16 protein-coding genes and 1 tRNA gene are annotated in these 25,669 nt (G+C 60.7%); 9 read left to right on the top strand and 8 right to left on the bottom strand.

Features of this window, described 5'->3' with window-relative positions:
• Positions 1–8 precede the first annotated feature (8 nt).
• From IF204_RS11345 to IF204_RS11335, 3 genes are read right to left on the bottom strand one after another with little or no spacing between them, the layout of a single operon-like run.
• The gene (locus IF204_RS11345; RefSeq protein ID WP_194097087.1) at positions 9–749 is read right to left on the bottom strand and encodes a maleate cis-trans isomerase family protein; all 741 of its coding nucleotides are present in this window, start codon (positions 747–749) and stop codon (positions 9–11) included.
• Positions 749–1,912 carry a M24 family metallopeptidase gene (locus IF204_RS11340; RefSeq protein WP_194097086.1) on the bottom strand — a complete coding sequence of 388 codons (1,164 nt, stop codon included), beginning with the start codon at positions 1,910–1,912 and terminating at the stop codon, positions 749–751. The genes IF204_RS11345 and IF204_RS11340 overlap by 1 nt, the downstream gene beginning before the upstream one ends.
• Complete coding sequence (locus IF204_RS11335) at positions 1,905–2,951, bottom strand: pyridoxal-phosphate dependent enzyme (RefSeq protein ID WP_194097085.1); 1,047 nt, start codon at positions 2,949–2,951, stop codon at positions 1,905–1,907. The genes IF204_RS11340 and IF204_RS11335 overlap by 8 nt, the downstream gene beginning before the upstream one ends.
• Positions 2,952–3,622: 671 nt before the next feature.
• Between IF204_RS11335 and IF204_RS11330 the strand changes: the two genes are divergently transcribed.
• Positions 3,623–10,240 (top strand): DUF7507 domain-containing protein, encoded by a 6,618-nt coding sequence (locus IF204_RS11330; RefSeq protein ID WP_194097084.1) that lies wholly within the window; start codon positions 3,623–3,625, stop codon positions 10,238–10,240.
• A gap of 62 nt (positions 10,241–10,302) precedes the next feature.
• Here the strand turns inward: IF204_RS11330 and IF204_RS11325 are convergent, their stop codons facing one another.
• Both IF204_RS11325 and IF204_RS11320 read right to left on the bottom strand, forming a co-directional pair.
• The gene (locus IF204_RS11325; protein WP_194097082.1) at positions 10,303–11,682 is read right to left on the bottom strand and encodes an aspartate aminotransferase family protein; all 1,380 of its coding nucleotides are present in this window, start codon (positions 11,680–11,682) and stop codon (positions 10,303–10,305) included.
• A gap of 122 nt (positions 11,683–11,804) precedes the next feature.
• A complete protein-coding gene (locus IF204_RS11320) occupies positions 11,805–12,293 on the bottom strand; it encodes an Lrp/AsnC family transcriptional regulator (RefSeq protein WP_194097080.1) in 489 nt (162 codons plus the stop codon).
• A 249-nt stretch (positions 12,294–12,542) separates the two neighbouring features.
• On the opposite strand from IF204_RS11320, the gene IF204_RS11315 reads away from it, so the two are divergent.
• Both IF204_RS11315 and argE read left to right on the top strand, forming a co-directional pair.
• Positions 12,543–13,727 (top strand): M24 family metallopeptidase, encoded by a 1,185-nt coding sequence (locus IF204_RS11315; protein WP_194097078.1) that lies wholly within the window; start codon positions 12,543–12,545, stop codon positions 13,725–13,727.
• A 9-nt stretch (positions 13,728–13,736) separates the two neighbouring features.
• The gene (gene argE / locus IF204_RS11310; protein WP_194098208.1) at positions 13,737–14,888 is read left to right on the top strand and encodes an acetylornithine deacetylase; all 1,152 of its coding nucleotides are present in this window, start codon (positions 13,737–13,739) and stop codon (positions 14,886–14,888) included.
• Here the strand turns inward: argE and hemE are convergent, their stop codons facing one another.
• The gene (gene hemE / locus IF204_RS11305; protein WP_194097076.1) at positions 14,889–15,917 is read right to left on the bottom strand and encodes a uroporphyrinogen decarboxylase; all 1,029 of its coding nucleotides are present in this window, start codon (positions 15,915–15,917) and stop codon (positions 14,889–14,891) included. It abuts the gene before it with no gap.
• Positions 15,918–16,007: 90 nt separating this feature from the next.
• Here hemE and hemC point away from each other — a divergent pair, with 90 nt between their 5' ends.
• The 4 genes from hemC (at position 16,008) to IF204_RS11285 (ending at position 22,229) form a co-directional block, all read left to right on the top strand.
• Complete coding sequence (hemC, locus tag IF204_RS11300) at positions 16,008–16,955, top strand: hydroxymethylbilane synthase (protein ID WP_194097074.1); 948 nt, start codon at positions 16,008–16,010, stop codon at positions 16,953–16,955.
• 159 nt (positions 16,956–17,114) lie between these two features.
• Positions 17,115–17,191, top strand: a tRNA-Met gene (locus IF204_RS11295).
• Positions 17,192–17,460: 269 nt separating this feature from the next.
• Positions 17,461–21,204 carry a M10 family metallopeptidase C-terminal domain-containing protein gene (locus tag IF204_RS11290; RefSeq protein WP_194097072.1) on the top strand — a complete coding sequence of 1,248 codons (3,744 nt, stop codon included), beginning with the start codon at positions 17,461–17,463 and terminating at the stop codon, positions 21,202–21,204.
• A gap of 65 nt (positions 21,205–21,269) precedes the next feature.
• Positions 21,270–22,229, top strand: a complete 960-nt coding sequence (locus tag IF204_RS11285) for a magnesium transporter CorA family protein (RefSeq protein ID WP_194097070.1) — start codon at positions 21,270–21,272, stop codon at positions 22,227–22,229.
• Here the strand turns inward: IF204_RS11285 and IF204_RS11280 are convergent.
• Complete coding sequence (locus IF204_RS11280; RefSeq protein WP_194097068.1) at positions 22,226–22,420, bottom strand: heavy-metal-associated domain-containing protein; 195 nt, start codon at positions 22,418–22,420, stop codon at positions 22,226–22,228. The two genes, IF204_RS11285 and IF204_RS11280, sit on opposite strands and share 4 nt — an antisense overlap.
• A 115-nt stretch (positions 22,421–22,535) precedes the next feature.
• Here IF204_RS11280 and IF204_RS11275 point away from each other — a divergent pair, with 115 nt between their 5' ends.
• Both IF204_RS11275 and cueR read left to right on the top strand, forming a co-directional pair.
• Positions 22,536–24,761 carry a heavy metal translocating P-type ATPase gene (locus tag IF204_RS11275; RefSeq protein WP_194097066.1) on the top strand — a complete coding sequence of 742 codons (2,226 nt, stop codon included), beginning with the start codon at positions 22,536–22,538 and terminating at the stop codon, positions 24,759–24,761.
• The gene (gene cueR, locus IF204_RS11270; protein ID WP_194097064.1) at positions 24,758–25,147 is read left to right on the top strand and encodes a Cu(I)-responsive transcriptional regulator; all 390 of its coding nucleotides are present in this window, start codon (positions 24,758–24,760) and stop codon (positions 25,145–25,147) included. The genes IF204_RS11275 and cueR overlap by 4 nt, the downstream gene beginning before the upstream one ends.
• On the opposite strand, the gene IF204_RS11265 is transcribed toward cueR, so the two are convergent.
• Entirely contained in the window at positions 25,144–25,623 is a 480-nt protein-coding gene (locus tag IF204_RS11265; protein WP_194097062.1) for an ureidoglycolate lyase, read from the bottom strand. The two genes, cueR and IF204_RS11265, sit on opposite strands and share 4 nt — an antisense overlap.
• Between the last annotated feature and the right edge of the window lie 46 nt (positions 25,624–25,669).

Below are 25,669 nucleotides of genomic sequence, written 5' to 3'. Positions count from 1 at the left end.
GCCCGCCCTTATCGTTTGGCAAGCTTGCCTGGTGCGGTGGGTGCGAGGTCAAATCCCGCCAGCCGCGCCATCTGCCAAGCCAGCGCGAGGTTGCTGCTGATCACAGGCAGTCCGAGTTCGGCCTCCACCCCGTCGATCGCATCCAACGTGCGTAGGTTGGTGCAGGACAGGAAAACGGCCTCGACTTCGAGGTCTCGCACGACGTCATGCGCAGCGGCGCTGATGGAGGCTTGGTCGATCCGCACAACGTTTGCCTCGACCGCCTCACCGAATGAAAGTGTACGCAAGACGTTGATGCCAGCGGCTTCGAATGCAGCACGGACGGGCTCCGCAACCTCGGGCACATAGGGCGACACGATGGCGAGCCGTTTGACGCCAAGAGCCTGCATCGCCGCAATGGCCGCTGTCAGCGGGTTCGTGACAGTCGCCGTGGTGCAAGCACCACCGACCAGTTCCGCGACCCGCTCCGGCCCGATCTGCGCCGAGGCTGATGTGCAGGCATAGGCCACAACGTCGAAATTGGCGGCGGGCGGCAACAGCGCGGCAGCGGCAGGAAGTCGGTCCTCCATCGCCGCAATGGTTTCGGTTCCCAACTCGTCACCTGACTGCACGCGAGATACATGCAGATAGACCTCATCCGGCAGCAAGTGGCGAAAGTCGTGTTCGATCGTCTCGTCCACACTGAGCACGATCAGGCCAAATGTCTTCTGCGCGCCCGTATCTACCAACTCATACGGAAATTCGCCCATTATCCGATCTCCGGCATGTCATAGGGCGCGCGTTCGGACAGCAATTCGCAGCCGTCGGCGCGCAGGACGATGTTTTCTTCGTGCACCAGAATGCGGTCCTCAGTGACCCACGCACCCGGCTCGATCGTCAGCACCATATTTTCGCGAAGCGGCGTGCGGTCTACGGGAGAGAACGAGGGCCATTCGGTCAGGTTGATGCCAAGCCCGTGCCCGAAGCGCCCTCCGGACGGTTTGGCGCCATAGCGGATCAGCGTGTCCGATAGGATGCGGTGAGCGTCATAGGCGAGCATCCCCGGTTTCAGTTCCGACATCAGTTCATCGGTCGCTTGCCAAAGAGCATGATGCGCCTTGCGGGTCGCGTCCGACACCGGTCCGAGGGAAAAATTGCGGTCGAAGTCGCAGAAATAGCCGTCACGCACCGCGCCGGTATCCAGCATGAGCACATCACCCGCCTGCAGCGGTTTCGGTCCCGCAGGAGAGATCACGTCGCCATATCCATGCTGCTCGGCCCCGCCTGCAACGTAGGACACCCAGTCCGCCCCCTCGTCGAGAAGCGCGATCTGGAAGTCGCGGAACACGCGGTCCAGCGGGCGACCGATATTGGCAAACTCCGGCACACGGGCAAAGGCGCGGTCGGCGATCTCGCAAGCGGTTTTGATCTTGGCGATTTCCGGCTCGCTTTTGATCTCTCGGGTCCGCTGAATGGCTGCGGTGCCGTCGGCAAAGGCGCGCGGGGCAATCAGTTGCTCGACCTTGCGCAAGTCGGCGATTGGCATTCGCGTGTGCGTTTCAAGGCCGCTCGGGATACCGATACGGGCCGACGGTCCCGTCACGCCTGCAATGGTGTCGGAGAGCAGCGTCACGCCGTCATCGTCTGGATTGGGTGCGTCCCATCTTCGGATATCCTCGATCCAAGTCCGCCCCATGAGGTCAGCACCAATGCGCGGAATGACAGCGATGGGATGCCCGCTGGAGGGGATGACAATGAACCACGGACGGGCAGGGCTCTCCCAGAAACGGGTCAGAAACCCAGTGACATAGAAAATGTCGGCGGGCGTCGTGAGCAGTAGCGCATCAAGATGGCTCACTCCCATCTCGCGTTGAAGTCTGTCGATCCGTGACCGGTATTCCGCGGACGGAAAGATCAGCGAGCGGTCACTCATCGACGGGTCCTTCGGAGATGAATGACAGAACGCGGGCGTCGCTTGGCAGTTCAAGACCGCAGAGCAAAGCAGACAGCCCCGCGCCGCCTGACGGGGAGGTCTCGGCACCCATTCCAGCCAATTGCGCGATGGCAGCGGCAACTTCGTCCTCGCCCACAGTCACGAAGCGGTTCGCGTCGCGGGCTAAGCCGGCTAGTGCGATCATGGACGGCGTCTTGCAATCGAGGCGGCCCATACTGGAAACGGGGCCCTCGGTGTCGACGACCTTGCCTGCGGCGATGCTGTCGATCAGGGCAGGGGCGGCGTCGGGTTCGACAACGATGATCTCTGGTGCATCGCCCCATGTGGCGCGGGCGTGGGCCGCGACAGCAGCGGCGAGACCTCCGACACCCGCCTGCAACAGGATATGAGTGGGCGGCTCGGGGATCTGGCGCGACGCCTCCTCAGCCATAGCAAGGTAGCCTTCCATCACGCGGTAGGGCCAGTCGGTGTAGCCAGGCCAAGAGGAGTCCGACAACAAGGTCCATCCGTTGTCGACCGAAGCCTTTTCGGCAGTTGCCATGCTATCTTCGTAAGTCGCACCTTCGCGGACCGGCTCGGCGCCGAATGTTTTCAGGCGTTCGATAAAGCTCTGTGGGGCGGCTTCGGACAGGTAGATAACCGCTTTCGCGCCGAACACGCGTGCACCTGCGGCGACTGACATGCCGTGGTTCCCGGCGCTTGCGGTGACGAAGGTATGACCCGAAAGCGCAGTCCCCCAGTCTTCGCCGCTCACCTTTCGAGACGCGCAGCGGGCGATGGCGTGCGATGCACCCAGCGCCTTAAAGCTACCAAGGCCCATCCGGCCGCGTTCATCTTTGGCGTAAATCCGAGCCACGCCTACATGTTTGGCGAGGTCATCCAGTTCCAGCAGTGGCGTTTCACTATGAGCAGGGCACTGCGACAGCAGCTGCGTAACGGCGGAAGCGTCCGAATGTGGAAAAGCGGTCAGCCCCTCAATGCCCTTCCCGCGCCAAGGGTTCTCCAATTGCTTCAACATGAACGCACTCTCCCACCGCAATGATTTCCAGACACAGCTGTGCCGGTTCTCGAACTCAATCCGAAGTGACTGCGTCTGGCAATGAATCTCGACGGGTATGTCGGACGTCTCAGACAGGTAGGGATGTTGGCGACCGCCGAGGGGGTGCAATTATAGGCTGTGCACGTTTTTAAGGCGCGCGGCGTGTGGGTTGGATGAGGCTCAGTGGCGTGGGGGCGCAAAACCTTTGAAGCACGGCAAAACGCTGGATCGCGCGATGCGCCTCGACCTAACGAGCAAATTTGCCAGAAAATCCGAACACTTCGGTACGTGGGCGTCGACGCTTTCGTCTTCTCCCGTTGGGCAAGCCCGCAATTTCTGCATTGAAGATACATGATTTCATGGGCTTAGAAACATGTAGATTTTCGCATTTTCAAATCTGTCAACGGAATTTACCCGTTTTAGTGCTGTGTATTCCGATGCTTCAACCATGTTCTTCAGGCCGCAAAAACTACCCATCTGAGCAAATGTCGCAACGCAGCAAGAAGAGTAACTCGTGCTCTGATTGTCTATTTGCCAAAGGGCCGACTCAGATGCGCCGTGTCGTTAATACTCTCTTCTCTCTGTTCCGAGTGCTTGTTGTTCTGATTGCTTCCACAATCGCAACGGTTGCATCTGCCGAACTTGTCTCAGTGCCTTTCAAAGAAGGTTTTGTCGGTACCATCGGCAGCTCCAACCGTCAGGCGCTGAATATTCGCACTTTTGCCGCGCTGGGCATCGAGGCCAGCCTCGTCCAGCAGAATTCGAGCACCTCGCAGTTCGAGTCGCCGACGGGCAACGACATTCCTGTGGACCTCGTACTGATCCAAGGCGGGACGACATTCACTATCCCTGGCTCGGTGAGCTGGAAGGTGAAGGACGGCGGCGCGCTGCAAATCTTCGGCTTTACTCCCGACAGCAGCCAGCCGACCTATCAGGATATCACGCTGACCATTCCGGGCGGCGGTACCTATAGCCTCGTCGGGTCGTCGAACTACGGTGTGGTGAAGACGTCGACCACTCTCGCGAACCTCGGCATTGTCGATGGTCAATCCAGCGTCTCGGGGTCGAACGACCCTGTGAACCTTGCCGACCTGAACGACTATCTCGATGACGTCCGCGCAAGCCGTCCGTTTGGTCCGATCACCACGGACAGCCAGACCGTCTACGCGACGCTGAACGGTGGCAGCTACACCTCGCAGCCGACCATCACGGGTGAAGCCTGTATCGTCACCGCGAGCACCACTTCGGCTGGCACCGAGCGTATCGACGTTGTTGTCGATGGCACCGGCTACACCAATGTGTCTTACACCGTTCAGGGTGACGGTCAGGTCGGATCTACCACCTGTGACACCGACGCGACTGACGGGCTCACCATCGAAGCGGTTACCTGGTCGCTCGACCTCAGCGCCCAATCGCCCGCCCAGTCGGTCACGCCCGGCACCTACGATATTACTGCGAGCGTCGTCACGACCGCTCCGATCTATAACGTTCTGACCGACAGCACGAGCGGCGAGCTTGAGGTCGTTTATGAAACCCCCGAGCTGACGGTCACCAAGACTGCAACGCTCGACAAGACCGTTGCAGGCGGCGCGACCTCGGTCGATGTGGGCGACGTGATCGATTACCAGATCTCGATCGAGAACACCGGGAATGTTGCGATGGCGACCCCGTCGTCGCTGACCGACACGATCACCGCTTCGGGCGCGTCGAACCTGACGCTCACCTATGCGTCGGGCGATACTGGCAGCGACAATATCATCGGCGTGGGCGAAACTTGGGTCTACACCGCGTCCTACACGCTGGATTCCGGTGACCTCCTGACCGGACAGGTCGACAACATCGCAGAGGTATCCGCGACTTCGTCGTTCGGTACTCCGATCACCGTCCAGTCGTCGGCTACCGGCAACACGACCTCGACCGGCAGCGTCACCACGACGACTTTCTCCAGCCTGTCGTCGCTCTTCATTTCGAAAACTGCTTCGCTTGATACCGAAGTCGTCGGCGGCGCCAATGACACCAGCGTCGATGTCGGCGACCAGATCACCTACACCGTCACGGTATCCAACACCGGCAACACTGTTCTGACCAACGTTGTGGTCTCGGACACGCTGAGCCGTGTGGCTGCGGACAATACAGCGACCACCGTAGCGTCGACTTCGACCACGCCTGCGCTGCTCGGCACTGCGACCGACAATGACGGCACGACATCGGGCTCGACGATGAACCCGAACGAGCAGTGGGTTTACACCTACACCTACACTCTGACGCAGGACGATATCGACGCAGGCCGCATGTCGAACCTCGCTTCGGTGACCGATGGCTCGCTCTACGTTGAATCGACGACTGCGGGTAACACCGACACTTCGGTTCTGCCCAGCGCCGCACCGAGCGGTTCGCCGACCGTCACTTCGCTCACCCAATCGCCGGAAATGCTGGTGAAAAAGGTGACCGATCTGACCGTTACGGGCGCGACGTATCTGACGGGTAATAACGCAGACATCGTCGATCAGGATGCCAGCGGCACCGTTTCAGTAGGCGACCGCGTTTACTTCACCATCACAGTCAAGAACACGGGCAACGTTACGCTGTCGAGCGTTTCGCTGGCCGACACCCTGACAACGAACGAAGCCGCACCGACTACGCTGTCGATGACCTCCGGTCCGACCCTGACCGCCGATACCGGCACCACTGGCGATGCGATCCTCGCCGTCGGCGATCTGTGGACCTACAGCGGCTACTACACCCTGACCCAGAACGATATTGATCTTGGCGTCGGCATCAAGAACCTCGCAACCTTCACCTCCACGCCGCCGAGCGGTACCGGCATTTCGACCGGCAGCACCGCGGGCGGCAACACCTCCGGCGCAGGTTCGGCAATCGTTGTGAGCCTTGAAGGCACCGCTGCGATCACCGGCATCAAGACTGTTGCGATCACCAATGATACCGGGGCGACCGGCCTGTCGCTGGGCGATACGCTGACCTACACGATCATCGCGACGAACTCGGGCGACGTAACCCTAACCGGCGTGGGTATCTCGGCCGAAACGCTGAGCCGTGGTACGACTTCTCTGACCGCGATCTCGGGCTTCGGTGCGACTGACTTCACGACCTCGGACAGCACCACGCTGGCTCCGGGTGCGTCGGCGACCTTCACCGCGACCTATGTTGTCACTCAGGACGACATCGACGCGGGCGGCCTGTCGAACACCGCGACCGTTGAGGGCACCGCCCCCGACGCCTCGACCGTGGATGACGTGACCGACGACGGCGACACTGGGGCGGGCGATACGGGCGCTGATCCGACCGTTTCGGTGGTTGCAGGCACCGCTGCGATCACGGGCATCAAGACCGTTGCGATCAGCAACGACATCGGGGCCACCGGCCTGTCGCTGGGCGATACGCTGACCTACACGATCACCGCGACGAACTCGGGCGATGTGACCCTGACCGGCGTGGGCATCTCTGCCGAAACGTTGAGCCGTGGCACCACGTCGCTAACCGCGATTTCGGGCTTTGGTGCGAGTGATTTCTCGACCTCGGACAGCACCACGCTGGCACCGGGCGCATCGGCTACCTTCACCGCGACCTACGTCGTCACTCAGGACGACATCGACGCGGGCGGCCTGTCGAACACTGCGACCGTTGAGGGGACTGCTCCGGGCGGATCGACCGTGGACGACGTGACCGACGACGGCGACACCGGTTCGGGGGATACGGGCGCTGATCCAACCGTTTCGACGGTTGCTGGCACCGCTGCGATCACCGGCATCAAGACCGTTGCGATCACCAATGACACCGGGGCCACTGGTCTGTCGCTGGGTGATACGCTGACCTACACGATCACCGCGACGAACTCGGGCGACGTGACTCTGACCGGCGTTGGCATCTCTGCCGAAACGCTGAGCCGTGGTACGACCTCGCTGACCGCCATCTCGGGCTTCGGGACGAGTGATTTCGCGACCTCGGACAGCACGACGCTGGCTCCGGGCGCATCGGCAACCTTCACCGCGACCTATGTCGTCACTCAGGACGACATCGACGCTGGCGGCCTGTCGAACACTGCGACCGTTGAGGGCACTGCTCTGGGCGGATCGACCGTGGACGACGTGACCGACGACGGCGACACCGGCGCGGGGGATACGGGCGCTGATCCGACCGTTTCGACCGTCAGCGGCACCGCTGCGATCACCGGCATCAAGACCGTTGCGATCACTACCGACACCGGAGCCACTGGTCTGTCGCTGGGCGATACGCTGACCTACACGATCACCGCGACGAACTCTGGCGATGTGACCCTGACCGGCGTCGGCATCTCTGCCGAAACGCTCAGCCGTGGCACGACCTCGCTAACCGCGATTTCGGGCTTCGGTGCGAGAGACTTCACGACCTCGGACAGCACCACGCTGGCACCGGGCGCATCGGCGACCTTCACCGCGACCTACGTCGTCACCCAAGGCGACATCGACGCGGGCGGCCTGTCGAACACCGCGACCGTTGAGGGCACTGCTCCGGACACCTCGACCGTGGATGACGTGACCGACGACGGCGACACCGGCGCGGGCGATACGGGAGCTGATCCGACGGTTTCGACGATCACTTCGGCACCCGCCATCGCGATCCAGAAGACTGTCGACGACAGCGCGCTGGATGACGGCGTACGTGCGGGTGACGTTCTGCACTACACAATCACCATCGAGAACATTGGTGACGTGACGCTTCAGAATATCGCGATCACCGACAACCTGTCCGACATGGGCGGTACTGCGCTGAGCCTTGATGCGGCACCTGCGAAAACGTCGGACACCGGTGCGAATACCGCCGATGCGATCCTCGAGATCGGTGATGTGTGGACCTACACAGCCGACTACACCCTGACTGCCAGCGATATCGCGGCAGGCGGCGTGGAGAATATCGCCATCGTTTCTGCGGAAACGCCGAGTGGCTCGACAGTCACTGCGGAAAGCAAGACCTCCGGCAACACGTCGAACGACGGTGATGGCGCACCGACTGAAACCGGCTTCCCCGGTGAAATCAGCGGCACCGTGATCGAGTATCAGGCAGGCGTGCAGGGCGTCATCGTATACCTACTCGAAGAAACCTCGTCGGGTGTTTACGACTACGTCGACGATCCGCAGAACCCCGGTACCCGTCTGTCGACGACGACCGATGCGAACGGCAACTATGCGTTCGTCGGCCTTCCGCCGATGACCTATGGCATCGAGTTCTCGAACCCGAATTCGGATGCCGTGCCGACCGCATCGAGCGCGACGCACTCCGAAAGCGGTAACCGTATCCTCGGTATCACCGTGGGCGCGGGCGCTGTCGAAGTCGAACAGGACGCATTCCTGATCGACCCGAGCGGCGTGGTCTACGACTCGTCGACGTTTGCTCCGCTCAGCGGCGCGACCGTGACGCTCTACTATCAGTCGTCGGCGGGCGCTTCGGCGCGTATCGTCCCCGATAGCTGGCTCGACACCGATCACGGCGACGCCAACGGTGTCGTGACGGGTTCGGACGGCAAATACGCCTACTTCCTGAAGTCAGATCGTGCGCGTGACGGCATCTATACGCTGGAGGTCGAGAAGGCGGACTACCTGTTCACATCCTCGGTCATCGTTCCGCAGTCGGGCAGCTACAATGCGGGCCTCGGCGGACGCGTTGTGCCTGTCACTGCTGACGCAACCCCGCATGCTGCCATGGACACGACCTACTATCTGGCGTTCGAGATGGTCTTCACCGGATCGGCTGCGACCTCTTCGAACGGCGTTGTGCACAACAACATTCCGCTCGACGCGATCCCGTCGCTCCTGCTGGAAATCGAGGACGATCTTGTCCAGATCCTGAAGGACGATCTGTCAGCCACGATGACCCAGCAGGGTCAGGAAATGGCAGGCTTTGCGGCGGGCGCGCTTGATCGCCTGAAGCAGCGTGACAGCAACAGCTGTGCTTCGGATGTGGCGAAGGAACTTGCAGACAACCCGATCCGCTTTGCGACGGCTTCTGCGGTCATCCTGCCGGAGAGCGAAGAGACCCTGAACCGCATCGCTGCGCTTCTGGCGACGTGCCCCGAAGCGGCGTTCGAAGTGGCGGGTCACACCGACGATCAGGCTGACGCGGACTACAACCAGCGTCTCAGCCAGTCGCGTGCGGCCAATATCGTCGCAGCCCTGACCGCTCGCGGTATTGCTGCGGAGCGTCTGTCGGCTGCGGGTTACGGTGAAAGCCGTCCTGTTGCGGACAACGCCACCGAAGAGGGCCGCCTGCTCAACCGCCGTGTGGAGTTCGTTGCAGTCGATCTGCTCGCAACCGAAGAGCCGTGCCGCAACACCCAGACCCTTGTGCGTGACCTGAACATTCAGGGCGACGACGCTGGCCTGACTGCGGAAGGCAGCTTCAACAGCGAAGTTCGCGACTGCGCAATCGATGGCTGGCGCATCTTCTCGGGCGCGACCAGCTACCTCACCGACGATGGCATCTCGCAGGGCATGTTCAAGCTGAACTACCGTGTCGAGCGCTTCGTCACCAACGACCGCGTGTCGGGCTGGTTCGCAGGCATCTATGGCTCGGACGATACCATCAGCGGCTCGGCCGCCGGCAGCATCAAGGGCTTCGGCGTGAACGGCGGGCTTTACGGTGCGGCGCGTCTCGATGCGAACCTCTTCGCCGACTACTACCTCGGCGCGGCGGCGGGACGTCACAGCTTCGACCTCGATTTCGAGCGTGCACAGGGCACCATCAATGCGGAAGGCTCGTATGACTACTACGCGCTCTTCGCCGGTGCCGCGCTGTCGGGGGAGTTCGACGTGAACGACTACGTGCTCGCGCCGCGCTTCGGTGTCGACGCAGCATGGTCGCCGGGTGGTGAGGCTTGGGTCACTGCCAGCCGTGCAGGCTTTGAAGAAAGCGGTGCGCTCTCGACGGGCGAGGTTTCGGGGCTGCGTTTCTTTGGCGAACTGCGCGTCGCCGACCTGCTGCTCGACGATCCGGCTGTCCTATCGATCACGCCGCGCTTCTTCTGCGAACGTGCGATCGGTTCGGATGACAACACCTGCGGTATGGGCGCGAAGCTGTCCTATGAAAGCCGCAACGAGGTCACCGGCGATCATGTCGGCTTCGAGCTGGATATCGATGGGGCCAAGGGCCGTCAGTACTACTCGGTCGGTGTCAATGTCGGACAGCCGATGTTCGGCGGTGATGTCGAAACCAACGTCGGTGTCGGTGCGAACAGCAGCGTCGATCTGGGCCTGACCTACACCGCAGCATTCTGATCGCTGAAAACCAAAAAGCCCCGCTCTTGAGAAAGAGCGGGGCTTTTCTTTGGCCGTTGGGCTTAGCCCTTGCCGAGCACAGTTTCGACGGCTTGCACCACACCGCCGACAATCTGGTCAACCTCGTAACGGGTCAGGCAGAACGGCGGAGCAAAGCCGAGGATGTCACCCTGCGGCATAGCGCGGGCGATGATCTTGGACTGCTCCAGCAGGGTCGCTGAGATACGCGGGCCGACCTTTTCGCTGGCATCAAAGAACGTGCGGCTGTCCTTGTCTTTGACGAACTCGACTGCGCATAGCAGACCTTTACCGCGCACGTCGCCGACGTGCGCATGATCGCTCAGAGCCGCCTTCATCTGTTCGTTGAGGTAAGCGCCAGTGGTCTTGGCGTTTTCGATCAGGTTCAGCTTGTCCAGCAGTTCGAGGTTCGCAACACCCGCAGCCGCACCGATGGGGTGGGCGGAGTAGGTCCAACCGTGGCCGATGGGGCCGTTTTCGTCAGTGCCTTGCTCCAGCACTTTCCAGACCTTGTCCGACAGGATCGAACCCGAAAGCGGCGCGTAGGCCGAGGTCAGACCCTTGGCGATGGTGATGATGTCGGGCTCCATGCCGTAGTGGTCAGAGCCGAACATTGTGCCGAGGCGACCGAAGCCGGTGACGACCTCGTCTGCGATCAGCAGGATGTCGTGCTTTTTCAGAACCGCCTGGATCGCTTCCCAGTAGCCAGCGGGCGGTGGAACGATGCCGCCAGTGCCGAGGGCGGGCTCACCGATGAAGGCCGCGATGGTATCCGCGCCTTCGCGTTCGATCAGCGCTTCCAGTTCGGCAGCGCAATGGGCCACGAACTGCTCTTCGGTCTGGTCGAGGTTCTGGCGGCGGAAATAATAGGGCGCTTCGGTGTGGATCACCTGCTCGATGGGCAGGTCGAATTTCTTGTGGAACAACTCAAGGCCGGTCAGCGAACCGGTCACGAGGCCCGAGCCGTGGTAGCCGCGCCAACGCGAGATGATTTTCTTCTTCTGCGGACGGCCGAGGATGTTGTTGTAGTACCATACCAGTTTGACGTTGGTCTCGTTCGCATCCGATCCGCCAAGGCCGAAGTAGACCTTGCTCATGTTCTTGGGCGCGCGGTCCAGAACCATCTTGGACAGGGTGATCGACGCTTCAGTGCCGTGGCCGACATAGGCGTGGTAGTACGCCAGTTCCTTGGCCTGAGCTGCAATCGCATCAGCGATCTCGGGGCGGCCATAGCCGACGTTCACGCAATAAAGGCCCGCGAAAGCGTCCAGAAGTTTATTGCCGTCGCGGTCTTCGATGAACACGCCCGATGCGGTCTTGATGACGCGGTTCGGGCTTTCGCCGCGCGCGTGCTGCGCAAGATGGGTCGACGGGTGAAAGAAATTCTCGCGATCCCATTGGTCGAGTTGGTCGTTTCTCAGCATCGGCGGTCCTTTTCAGAAAGCGTGAAACATCGTCCGGTGAAGCCACAGGCTTCCGGTATGCCTGTCTACATGGCGTATTTCGGCAGAATTTCTGGCTGAATATCCCGCAGGCCGCAGAAAATTCAGCTGTCCTTGAGCTGCCCGAGAAGCAGATCCAGCGGGGGCGTGCCGTTCCCTTTGACCGGTTTGGTCACGATGTAGGTGAAGTAACGGCTGAGCCCGATCCGCGCCTCCAGCATATCGTCGATCAGTTTCTGATAGCTGTCCACATCACGCGTCACAATCTGCATCAGGTAGTCGAACCCGCCGCCGAGCGCCCAGCAGGCTGTCACTTCGTCGTAGCGCTGCATGGCCGCTTCGAACGACCGGAAACTCGCAGCCGTGTGGTCCGCAATTTCCGCGACTACGAAGACCGTCACGTGGGACGCCAGTTTCTTGAGGTTGATGCGGGCGCCGTATCCTTCGATCAGGCCTGCATTCTCCAGCTTTTTCAAGCGGTCCCAGCATGGGGTGGGGGACAGGCCGATCTGTTCTGCCAACGCGGATTTGGTGATCCGCCCGTCTCGGGACAGAACTTTGAGGATCTGTAAATCGCGGTCATCCAGCAGCATGTCGGCAGTGTCTTTTGCTGTAGCGGTGGGGTCAAGTAACCCGCTGCTTCTGCGGCTCTTTTCCTGCTCTGTCCACGGGGTGCCGTAAAAATTAGCCTGACGGATAGGCGGCGATCACATCAGGCGAGATATCGCAGTTGCGATCTATCGTGTCGCGAATGAACCTTCACGTGTCTCATCCGCTCTCCTAGGCTCAAGGAATGGATCGCCGATGCGCGACCGCAATCCCTAGTCAGAGTCGTTAACACCATGCCCATTGAAAACGCCGCCTTTAGCTTGCCCGAATATGAAGCCCGCATCGCCAAGACCCGCGCGGCTATGGAAAAGGCGGGTATCGACCTGCTCTTCGTGACCGATCCGTCCAATCAGGCGTGGCTCACGGGTTACGACGGTTGGTCGTTCTACGTGCATCAGGGCGTGCTGCTCCCGATGGAGGGCGAGCCGATCTGGTGGGGCCGCGGGATGGATGCCCAAGGCGGTAAGCGCACTTGCTGGATGTCGTTCGACAATATCCACGGGTACGCCGACAACTACGTCCAATCGACCGTCCGCCATCCGATGCAGGACCTTGCCGGACATATCCGCCGTCTGGGTTGCGAGGGCGCGCGGATCGGTGTCGAGATGGAGAACTACTATTACTCTGCCAAGGCCCACGCCGTTCTGACCGAAGAGCTGCCGAATGCCACCTTCGTCGACGCGACAGCGCTGGTGAACTGGCAGCGTCTGGTCAAATCTTGTGAAGAGATTGCCTTCATCCGCAAGGCCGCGCGTATCTCTGAGAAGGTCATCCAGACCGCGATCGACAAATCCGCCGTTGGCGTCCGCAAGAATGATGTCGTGGCAGAGATCATGCACGCGGGCATCACCGGTGTTGACGATATCTGGGGCGATTACCCTGCCATCGTGCCGCTGACGCCCTCGGGACTGGACGCGACCGCCGCGCACCTGACGTGGAATGGTGCGCCGATGAAAGAGGGCGAGGCGACGTTCTTCGAGCTTTCGGGTTGCTACCGCCGTTACCACGCGCCACTCTGCCGGACAGTGTTCCTCGGCAAGCCGCCGCAGTCCGCGCTGGACGCTGAGAAGGCGCAGGTTGAAGGGATTGAGGCCGCACTGGATGCCGCCCGTGCTGGCAACCGTACGTGCGATATCGCGAACGCATTCACCAACGTCCTCGCCAAGCATGACCTGAAGAAAGAGGGCCGCATGGGCTACCCGATCGGCCTCAGCTACCCGCCGGACTGGGGCGAGCGCAGCGCGTCGATCCGCGCCGAAGACCAGACCGTTCTGGAGCCGGGAATGACCTTCCACTTCATGCCCGCGCTTTGGATGGACACTTGGGGGCTGGAGACGACCGAGACGATCCTCATCACCGAAAACGGCCCCGCAGAGGCTGTCTGCAACGTCGAGCGCAAGCTGTTTGTGAAGGACTAAGCCGTGTCACTGATCGACGACACCAAAGATATCCTCGCTGAGCTGATCGCTTTCCCGACCGTTTCGACCGACAGCAATCTGCACATGATCCAGTGGCTCGCGCAGCGGCTGGGCGACCTCGGGGCGCAGGTGGAGATCTGGTACGACGGCTCCGGAAACAAGGCGAACCTGTTTGCGACGATGGGACCGATGCGGGACGGCGGTATCGTTCTGTCGGGCCATTCCGATGTCGTGCCCGTCGCCGATCAGGACTGGACCACCGAACCCTTCGAAATGGTCGAAAAGGACGGCAACTGGTACGGGCGCGGGGCCTGCGACATGAAGGGGTTCATCGCTGCCGTCATGGCGATGGCCCCGCGATACGCTGCTTTGGATTTGCAACGCCCGCTCCATTTCGCGTTCACCTATGACGAGGAAACCGGCTGCCTTGGTGCTCAGGCGCTGGCCGAGCAACTGGTGGAACAAGACATCCGCCCCGCCGTTGCGATCATTGGCGAGCCGACGATGATGAAAATCATCGAAGGGCATAAAGGGTGTTGCGAATACTCGACGCATTTCACGGGGCTCGAGGGGCACGGGTCGTCACCTGACCTCGGCGTGAATGCCGTCGAATACGCCGTGCGGTTCGTTGGTCGCCTGATGGAGCTCAAGGAAGAACTAAAACCGCGCGCACCAGCGTCCAGCCGCTTCGATCCGCCTTGGACCACGATCAACACCGGCGCGTTGATCGGCGGCGTTGCGCACAACGTCATTCCGGGGAAGGCGCGGGTGGACTGGGAAATGCGGCCCGTCCAGAAATCCGACATGACCTTCGTCAAGGATGCCGTCCACGACTACGTCACGCGCGTTCTTGAACCTGCGATGCAGGAGGTCTGCCCCGACGCGGGAATCGAGACGGAAGTCATCGGCGAAGTCGGAGGTCTTGAGCCGATGGAGCCCAGCGAAGCCCGCGAGCTTGTCAGCGCGCTGACTGGCGGTAATGATGTTGGCGTCGTGCCCTTCGGCACCGAGGCCGGTATTTTTCAGGATATCGGGATGAGCGTGGTGGTGTGCGGGCCCGGCTCTATCGCGCAGGCCCACAAACCGGACGAGTTTGTCTCGATCGACCAGATGGAGCAGTGCCTCGATATGCTCGAAAGGCTCTGCGCCAAGCTTGTCTGATCAGCCGTTGCGGACCGTGTCGATCATCAGCTGAACGTTCTCGGGGTCCGCATCCGGCGTGATCCCGTGACCGAGGTTGAAGATGTGCGGGCCGTTCGACAGCGCATCCACAACGCGGCGGGTCTCGCGGACGAGGTCTTCGCCGCCCGTGACCATGTGCGACGATTTCAGGTTGCCCTGAACGCATCCACCGGTCTGGACATTGGCCGCGGCCCACTCGGGCGTGACGCCATCGTCGAGTGCGATGCAGTCCGCGCCGATCTTGTCGTGTAGGCCGACGTAACGCTCGCCCGCGCCGCGCGGGAACGCGATGACGGGGAAACCGAGGTAACGCGATTTGATCGCAGCGGTGATCTTGCGGGCGGGTTCGACGGCGAAGTCCTCGAAATCCTGACCTTGCAGCGATCCGGCCCAGCTATCGAAGATCTTCACGACCTCTGCGCCCGCTTCAATCTGCTGGCACAGGTATTCGATCGTCGCATCGGTGAGCAGGTCGATGATGCCTTTGAACGTTTCGCGGTCGGTATTTTTCAGCGCATGGGCAGGGCCCTGATCCGGCGTGCCTTGGCCTGCGATCATATAGGTCGCCACGGTCCACGGCGCGCCAGCGAAACCGATCAGAGTCGTTTCTTCGGGCAGTTCGCGGCGCAGGATGCGGACGGTCTCGTAAACTGGGTTCAGCGTGTCGTGGATAGCGTCGATGGGCTTCAGCGCGGCCAGCTCGCTCGCCGTCGTGGTGGTGGTCATGCGCGGGCCTTCACCCGTCACGAACCACAGATCGACGCCCAGAGCCTGCGGCAGCAGCAGGATGTCGGCAAAAAGGATCGACGCATCGAACCCATACCGGCGGATTGGTTGAAGGGTCACCTCGGCCGCCAATTCGCTGTTATAGCATAGGGAAAGGAAGTCGCCTGCTTCGGCGCGGGTTGCGCGGTATTCGGGCAGATAACGGCCCGCCTGACGCATCATCCAGATCGGCGGAGTGGGCAGTGTTTCGCCCGCGAGGGCTCGCAGGATGGTCTTTGTCATGGCAACTCCTTTGGCTGGGGTTTAGGTCGCCAATGCCGCAGGGCAAGTCAAGCCATTGCTGGCAGAGTTATCCGCGGCTAGAAAGCGCATATGACATTGAACCTGCCCACCCCCGCTGAACCGCTCAAGATTGGCACCCGTGGCTCGCCGCTCGCGCTGGCGCAGGCATACGAGACGCGCGAACGCCTGATGGCGGCGTTCGACCTGCCCGAGGACGCGTTCGAAGTCGTGGTCATCTCGACCACCGGTGACAACAAGACGCTGATCGACGCGGACCGCCCGCTCAAAGAGATCGGTAACAAGGGTCTGTTCACCAAAGAGATCGAAGAGGCCATGCTCGACGGCCGTATCGATATCGCGGTGCATTCGTCCAAGGACATGCCGGTGGAACAGCCCGAGGGCCTGATCCTCGACGTTTTCCTGCCGCGCGAAGACGTCCGCGATGCGTTCGTGTCGATCAAGTATAAAAGCATCGCCGAACTGCCCGAAGGCACCGTCGTCGGCACATCGTCGCTTCGCCGCAAGGCGCAGTTGCTGTCGCGCCGTCCCGACCTGAAGGTCGTCGAATTCCGCGGTAACGTGCAGACCCGTCTACGCAAGCTGGCCGATGGCGTGGCCGAGGCGACCTTCCTCGCGATGGCTGGCCTGAATCGCCTTGGCATGTCTGATGTGCCGCACGCTGCGGTCAGCGAAGACGACATGCTGCCCGCGATTGCGCAGGGTGCCATCGGTATCGAACGCCGCATCGACGACGAGCGCGCGAAGGGGCTGCTTGCCGCGATCCATGACGAGTCGACCGGTCAGCGTCTCGCGGCCGAACGCGCATTCCTCGCGGCTCTGGATGGCTCCTGCCAGACCCCGATCGGCGGGCTTGCGACGATCGACGGCGACACCATCCACTTGCGCGGCGAAATTCTGAAGACGGATGGTACGGTGACATACGCTGATGAAGCCAGCGCTCCGATTGCCGAAGGGGCCGAACTGGGCCGCTCTCTGGCTGAGAAACTGTTGGATCGTGCGGGTGCTGATTTCTTCTGATTTCAGGGTCTTCCGCGATTTTCCAAAGGGCGCCCCACGGGGCGCCTTTTTCATTCCGGTTGGTGCCTCGCAGAAATTTTGAGGTAGGGCTGAAAAAGTTGCCGCGACTCTATTGACCCCTCCGACGGGAAACCGTAAATGCCCCTCCACACACACCGTGGCGGTGTAGCTCAGTTGGTTAGAGCAGAGGAATCATAATCCTTGTGTCCGGGGTTCGAGTCCCTGCACCGCCACCACTTCTCCCTGATAGTTCAAATGCATATGCCCGTTCAGCGGGATGTTTTGCGTTTCAGGTTGCATCTGCAAGGCGGTGCTCTGCTACCCTCGGAGTCTATTAAGGGCGGGTTTACAACTCAAAAGAGTAGGGTCCGTTAAAACTTCCTTCATCCCATATTATTAACTTCGCAAACGAACGGCACGTCGCGCGTGAATTCGTTGTGTTTCACGGAACGACTGACCGGACCTAAGGCCACGGCTGCTTCCGGCTTGTGGAAAGTGAAATGGTATGGCTGACGGCACTCTTCAGGAATTGGCGGATTTCCTTGCGACCGGCTATTGGGATGCAGCTGGTTCTTTTACGCGGCGGTGGAACCTGACGGACACCGGCCCCGGTGCGATGAACGGTCAGATCACCTATTCTGTGTCGGGCAACTGGGTCGATAGTGACGGTATCTCTTCCACGCACGCCGATCTCGTACGGACCGCGTTCCAGTACCTCGAAAACATCACCGGCATTGATTTTGTCGAGACGACGTCGACCGGCTATGACGAGGTGAATATCGCGTTCGGCAATAACTATTCCGGTGCGTATTCGTACCTTGATAACGGCTTTTGGGATGTCTACCCAGACAGTGCTATCGCGACCCATGCGGTCGTGAACGTCAGCCCGACTTGGTACAACGGCGGCGCGAATGTCGAGAACGACTATGTTCTCCAGACCTTCATCCACGAGATCCTGCACGCGCTCGGGCTGGGTCACCAAGGCTATTATAACGGGTCGGCCAATTACCCGACCGATGCCGACTTCGACAATGATAGCTGGCAGAACAGCATCATGTCGTACTTCACCACGACCGAGAATACGACGGTCGACGCCGATTTCGCGTTTTTACAGTCGGTCATGGCAGCCGATCTTCTGGCGCTCGATGCGCTATATGGATCGCAGAGTTACAACGGCACCACTTTTGGCACCGGCAGCGCGTTTCTGGGTGACACCGTTTACGGCTTCAACACCAACATTTCGTCCGGCACCGACAAGCTCATGGCGAACCTCGGGACCTACAGCTACGACAATGCCTACTGCATCGTTGATGCGGGCGGCATTGATACGCTGGATATGTCGGGGTGGAATTATGACCAGCTGCTGAACCTGACGATCTCGTCGTCCACCGACACCGCGCCGAGCGTGTCGAACATCGGCGGTCTGACTGGCAACCTCACGCTGGCCGTAGGCACGGTCATCGAGAACGCCATCGGCGGTTCGGGCGACGACCTGATCTACGGCAACAATGCGAACAATTTCCTCGTCGGCAACTCGGGCAACGATAGCCTTTATGGCGACGATGGTAACGACGACCTCTACGGCTCGGCGGGCAATGACTACCTCGAAGGCGGGGCAGGCATTGACTACCTCGTGGGGGCCGAGGGTGACGATACGCTCGTGGGCGGCTCCGATGCGGATACCTTCCTGCTGACCTACCAGTGCGGCTCCGATGTGGTGCTGGATTTTGAATGGGGCCTCGACAGCCTCTACTTCTACGACGCGGACGGAGAAGTTTTCTGGTCCGAGCTGACACTCGGCTACAACCTCGACGGCTTCCGCCAGTTCCTCATGTCGGGCGGTAGCAGCATTGCGCTGTCGGGACTGGTGAACTTTGACCCGACGGGTTCAGTGGTGATTTCCGGCACTGAAGAGCGCGGCGAGACGCTTTCTATCGTCAACACCATCGCCGACGAAGACGGCCTTGGTGCGTTCAGCTACCAGTGGCAGCGGGATGGGGCCGACATCGGGGGTGCAAACGGCGCGACCTATATCCTGACCAATAGCGATGTCGGAAGCGCGATCACCGTCATCGTGAGTTACACCGACGATTTTGGCACAGCCGAGACCGTGAGTAGCGCCGCGACCGCGCTCATTACGGGTTCGAACTCCGCTCCGACGGGGTCGATTGTTATTGAGGGCACGGAGGCGGAGGGGGCGGTTCTGTCCATCCTCAACACGCTTGTCGATGCCGACGGCCTCGGAGCGTTCGGCTATCAGTGGAAGCGCGATGGCGTCGCCATTTCAGGGGCGACCGCTGCGACTTATGCGCTGACCCAAACCGATGTGGGCAAAGGCATCTCCGTGACTGTCAGCTATACCGACGGCTACGGCACGACGGAAAGCGTGACGAGTGTTGCAACTGGGGCAATCGCGAACGTAAACGACAGTCCGACCGGAGCCGTCTCCATCATCGGCCCGGAACAAGAAGGCGCAACGTTATCGATCATTAACACGCTTGCAGACGAAGACGGCCTCGGCGCGTTGAACTATCAATGGAAGCGTGATGGCGTGGCCATTTCTGGTGCAAACGCTGAGACATATGCGTTGACGCAGGACGACGTAAGTAAGGCCATCACAGCGACCGTTAGTTACACCGACAGCTTCGGGACGACAGAAAGCGTAACGAGTGCCGCTACTGGGGCAATTGCGAACGTGAATGATAGCCCGACCGGCTCGGTGGCCATTGCGGGAACTGAGCGCGAGGGTTCTACGCTTTCCATTCTTAATACGCTTGCCGACGAGGACGGCCTCGGCGCGTTCAGCTACCAGTGGAAGCGCGATGGCGCAGCTATTTCGGGTGCGACCGCGACAACGTATGCGTTGACCCAAGCCGATGTTGATAAGGCTATAACCGTGACCGTCAGCTACACCGACGGCTACCGCACGACGGAAAGCGTGACGAGTGCCGCTACTGGCGCGATCATGAACGTGAACGATAGCCCGACCGGTTCGGTCTCGATAATCGGGGCGGAACAAGAAGGCGCGACGCTTTCGGTCCTCAACACGCTTGCAGACGAGGACGGTCTTGGCACTTTCGGCTACCAGTGGAAGCGCGATGGCTCCGCAATCCCGGGCGCGACAGCCTCGACTTATCTTTTGACCGAAGCCGACCTCGGGGCCGCGATTACCGTGACAGTGAGCTATACCGACGGGTACGGACAAAGCGAAAGTGTCACCAGTTCAGCGACCGATCCAATCGCGTACCCCGCGACGCTCTACCGCGATGCATCCACCGCGCTGCCCGAGATTGACGGTGTTCTCAACCTTGTGTTGACGGGAGCCGCTGCAATCGATGGCTACGGTAACGCGCAAGATAATATCCTCAGCGGAAATGCTGCGGATAACACGCTGTCGGGCCTCGCGGGCCACGATACGATATACGGCGGAGATGGAGCGGACTGGGTCTTTGGCGGCGTCGGGGACGATGTGGCATACGGCGGCGAGGGCGATGATGTTTTCTACGCCGATGCGGGCAATGACAACATTTACGGCGGCTTCGGGGCCGATTGGTTAATCTTTGATGGTGAGGCCGATGTAGCGCTCAGGATGTCTTATCGGGGTGAGCAGGACACAGGCTACGGCGTGGACACTATTCGCGGGATTGAAAATGCGATTGGCGGATCGGGCCACGATCACATAGTCGGGACAGGCGGGAATAACGCGATTTCCGGCAATGACGGACTGGATCGGCTGATTGGCCGGAAAGGCGATGATGTGCTCGTCGGCGGCGCGGATAACGATGTGCTGATCGGCAGCGCTGGCCATGACAGGATTTTCGGCGGCAAAGATGACGACCTGCTGAAGGGCAACTCCGGTCAGGATATTCTTCAAGGTGACCGTGGTCAGGACGTGCTAATCGGTGGGGCGCAGGCGGACGTGTTCGTGTTTACCAAAACGGCCGATAGCAGCAAAAAGATTACGAATGCGGACCTTATTCGCGACTTTCAGCAAGGGCTCGACCTGATCGACCTGTCGCAGATCGACGCCAGCACGGTCTGGAGTGGAGAGAACACTTTCAGGTTCATTGGAACGGACGATGCTGGGACGGGGAATGCTGGCACGGTGTCTTATGAGGTCTTCGACTATCGCGGTCGGCGCAATGATATGACGGTCATTTCTATCGACACCGACGATGATCGCGGGGCGGAAATGGTGATCAAGCTCAAGGGCGTCTACGACCTCACGGCGGACGATTTCATCCTCTAGGCAGGATTGGTCAGGAAGTGCGGGCGCGCTATTTGCGTGGTAAGTTATTTCCGGAAAGACCTACTATGCTGAACGCCTATATCACCCGAAACAACCGTCTCGTGGCGCTTGGGCCTGATGACGATCTGGGGTCGGCGATGTGGATCGATCTGTTCAGCGGAACGCCCGAACAGATCGCACAGGTCGAGGCGCTGGGCATCTCTGTTCCGACGCTGGCCGAGATGGAAGAAATTGAGATCTCGAACCGCCTCTACCGTGAGGGCGAAGTCGACGTGATGACGGTGGTACTGCCCGGTCTGTCTGAAGGCAGCACGCCCGTCGCCAGCCCCGTGACGTTTATCCTGACCCCGCAGCAACTGGTCACTGTCCGGCACCGCATCTCGCGTCCGTTCGAGACCTACCCGCAGCGCCCCGAACGGACGGCGGTCGGATGCGCGACGCACGAGCGGATATTCCTCGGCCTGATTGAAGAAATCGTTGGGCGACTGGCTGACCTCCTCGAAGGGATTGGCATCAGCGTCGATGACATGTCGGCGAATATCTACCGTAATCCGGAGGCGCCGGACTCTGACGAACTGCTCGAAGTACTGCGCCAAGTCGGGCGGCAGGGCGACCTTCTGGGGCGTATCAGGCTCGGTCTGACGACCTGCGAACGGATGCTTAGCTACTACGTCCAGAACCTCACGACGCGCGAGGACACGAAGGCGCTGAAACACGCCGCCAATGCCCAGACGCGCGATATTCAGGCGCTTGCCGTTCATGCGGATTTCTTGGGAAGCCGGATCGGACTAACCACGGATGCCACGCTCGGCATGGTCAATCTGGCGCAGAACGCGACGGTGCGGATCATCTCGGTGGTCGCGGCGCTCTTTACGCCGCCCACACTGATCGCTTCTATCTACGGGATGAACTTTGCCAACATGCCTGAACTTCAGGTGCCGTGGGCCTATCCCGTGGCCCTTGCCGCGATGCTGACGTCAGCGGTCGCGACATGGGCATATTTCCGGTGGCGCGGCTGGCTTTAAACCACGCGGGCTTCGAAACCGGCGCCTACCAGAGTGTTCAGAATGTGCTGTTGACCACGGGTGGTTTCGACGTCGACTGTCTTTGAAGCAAGGTCGACTGAAACCTTGGCATTGCCGTCAAGGTTATGAATCGCGTTTTCGATTGTCGCTTTGCAGTGGTTGCACGTCATATCGCTGACGAGGAATTTCATCTCAATCTCCATTGTTTGGTAGATATGTTGTGGTTCGAAAAAGGATCGTCAATACTATCCTTGACCTTCCAGTAACTGGAATGACTAGGTACCTTTCAAACGGAAAGGCAGAACGATGTCAGATGAAGTCATACTCAATATAGAAGGCATGAGCTGCGCCTCCTGCGTGTCGCGTGTCGAAAAGATCGCTGGCCGCGTGAACGGCGTCGAAGCGGTAAGCGTCAACCTCGCGACGGAAAAGGCAAAAGTCCTGATGGACGGCGGTCGGCTCGATGATGTGATCGAGGCGCTGACCAATGCAGGTTTCCCCGCATCGAAACCTGTGGACGAACAGCCAACGACCTCCAGCAAGAAAATGAGCGAGTCGCGCCAGATGGCGCTGCGCCTCTTGGTGGCGGCGGTACTGACGATTCCCGTGGCCTTCGTGGAAATGGGCGGCCACCTTTATCCGCCGCTTCATGAGGCGATCATGGGTGTCGTCGGGATGCAGAACCTGCGGCTTGTAGAGTTCGTCCTGACGACCCTGCTCATCCTCGGCCCCGGTCGCGTTTTCTTTGCAAAGGGCATCCCCTCGCTGCTGCGTGGCGGCCCGGAGATGAACAGCCTCGTCGCGCTGGGCGCAGGGGCTGCGTACTTCTATTCCATCGTCGCGACCTTCTGGCCGAGTGCGCTGCCGGGTGAAACAAATAGCGTCTACTACGAGGCCGCGATGGTCATCATGACGCTGATCCTGCTGGGCCGCACGCTAGAGGCCCGCGCCAAGGGCCGCGCGGGTGCTGCTATCGAGGCACTGCTCAACCTTGCGCCCGAAACGGCCATTGTCGTGAACGGCGACGAGGAAACCGAAACGCCCGTTTCCGACATCCGCCGCGGTCAGATCCTGCTCGTGCGTCCTGGGAGCAAGTTCCCGCTGGATGGCGAGGTCATCTCCGGCTCGACCTTCGCCGACGAGTCCATGATTACGGGCGAACCGATGCCTGTTGAAAAGGGCGTCGGAGATACGCTGGTCGGCGGCACGATCAACGGCATGGGCGTGGTCCGTATGAAGGTCACTGCGACTGGCAAGGACACCGTCCTCGCGCGGATCGTGGCGATGGTGCAGGACGCGCAGAGCGCCAAGCTCCCGATCCAGACCCAAGTCGACAAGGTGACCGCTGTCTTTGTTCCGGTTGTCATCGTCATTGCGGCGCTGACTTTCCTGACGTGGCTTATCCTTGGCCCGTCGCTGCAATACGCGCTGGTGGCTGGTGTGTCGGTGCTGATTATTGCGTGCCCCTGCGCGATGGGTCTCGCGACACCGACGTCGATCATGGTCGGCACGGGTCGCGCGGCTGAACTCGGCATCCTGTTCCGGCAGGGGGATGCGCTGCAACGGTTCGCGGAAGTGACGACCGTTGCCTTCGACAAAACCGGCACGCTGACCAAAGGCAAACCGGCGCTCGTCACCATGCTTAGCGACAACCGCGCCGATGCGATCAGCATCATGGCAGGGGTCGAGCAGAACTCGGAACACCCGCTGGCTCACGCCATCATGGCAGAGGCCAAGGAAAACAGGATCGAGCCTGCGCGGATCACCGATTTCCGCACGCTTCCCGGCCTTGGGGTTGAGGGCAATATGGAGGGCCGCCGCGTCCTTGTCGGTTCCGAGCGGCTGATGCGTGAAAAGGGTGTGGAGATCAGTGGCTATACCGCACGGTCGAGCGCGATGGCGCTCGAAGGTCAGTCGCCTTTCTTTGCGGCCGTCGATAACGAACTGCTTGCTGTGGTGGGCGTTGCCGATCCGGTCAAACCGGAAGCGGGCGAGGCGATCAGCCAGCTCCATGATCGTGATATCTATAGCATCATGATCACCGGCGATAACGCGGCGACCGCGAGCGTCGTGGCCCGCCAGCTCAACATCAACCGCTTCGTTGCCGAGGTCGCTCCTGAGGGCAAAGTCGGCGCCATCCGCGATGCGCAATCTCACGGTCCGGTCGCCTTTATCGGTGACGGCATCAATGATGCGCCCGCTTTGGCGCAGGCGGATGTGGGCGTCGCTGTCGGTTCTGGCACCGATGTTGCTATCCAAACTGCTGACGTTGTGCTGATGAGCAACGATATCCGCCTGGCCTCTGCCGCGTGGCGCATGAGCCGCGCCGTGATGCGCAACATTCGTCAGAACCTGTTCTGGGCCTTTGCCTATAACGTGGTGCTGATCCCAGTCGCAGCGGGCGTCCTTTACCCGACCTTCGGCATCATGCTCTCACCGATGCTCGGCGCCGGCGCGATGGCGTTCAGCTCAATCTTTGTTGTTGGCAATGCACTGCGCCTGCGCAGCTATTCGGCGGGGCGTACGGCATGAATATCAAGGAAGCTTCCCGCTGCACCGGCCTGCCTGCGAAAACCATCCGTTATTACGAGGACATTGGTCTCGTGAAGCCGGATCGCGACGACAACGGCTACCGCAGCTTCAGCGATCCTGTCTTGCACAAGCTCGCGTTCGTCGGGCGGGGCAGGGCGCTGGGCTTTTCCATCAATGAATGCCGCAGCCTGCTGGAGCTGTACGAGGACCAATCCCGTGCCAGTGCCGAGGTGAAAACCATCGCCGCCGCGCATTTGGCCGAAGTCGACAAGCGGATCGCCGAAATGACCGAGATGCGCGATACGCTGGCCGAGCTTGTGGATTGTTGCAAAGGGGACGAACGCCCCGACTGTCCCATTCTGTACAGCCTTGCGGGGCAGGATTAGAGCGTCACCGTGAACGGCGGCACATCGACTTCTTCGAGGTTCGGTGTGGCGCCGATCCTGTCGACGACCGCAAATAGCCCCGGCTCATGCAAGGGCGTCAGAACGCCGTGCCACGTGCCGCGATGGAAATTGATCCCCTGTCCGGCCTCGCTGATAAACGCGGCAGGCGTTCCCGGTTTGCCGCCATCATCGGGCGCGACGATGATCAGGAACTGATCCATGCTCATGGGAATGAACGCCTGACTGCCTTCGGGGTGCCGCTCCAGCAGGTCGCAGATATAAGGCATTTCGCGCGGGATCGCCTTGAACAGGCTGATGCCTGCGCGACCCTCTGGGCCGAAGTCCAGTTCAGCACGATCATGATAGCGACCGCACATACCGCGATTGATGATTTTGTCCGGATCGCCCGCAGTATCCAGCACATCGCCGAACGGCGCAAACGCCTCGCGGGTCAGGGGGAGAGCTTTGATTTCCATGAGTTCCTTTAAGTGGTCGTGCCAGCGAACCGGCACGACCACCAAT

It is taken from the genome of Marivivens aquimaris, assembly GCF_015220045.1.
Lineage (GTDB): Bacteria > Pseudomonadota > Alphaproteobacteria > Rhodobacterales > Rhodobacteraceae > Marivivens > Marivivens aquimaris.
Note: the sequence above shows the minus strand (reverse complement) of the source record. Positions and strands in the feature narration are given on the sequence as shown.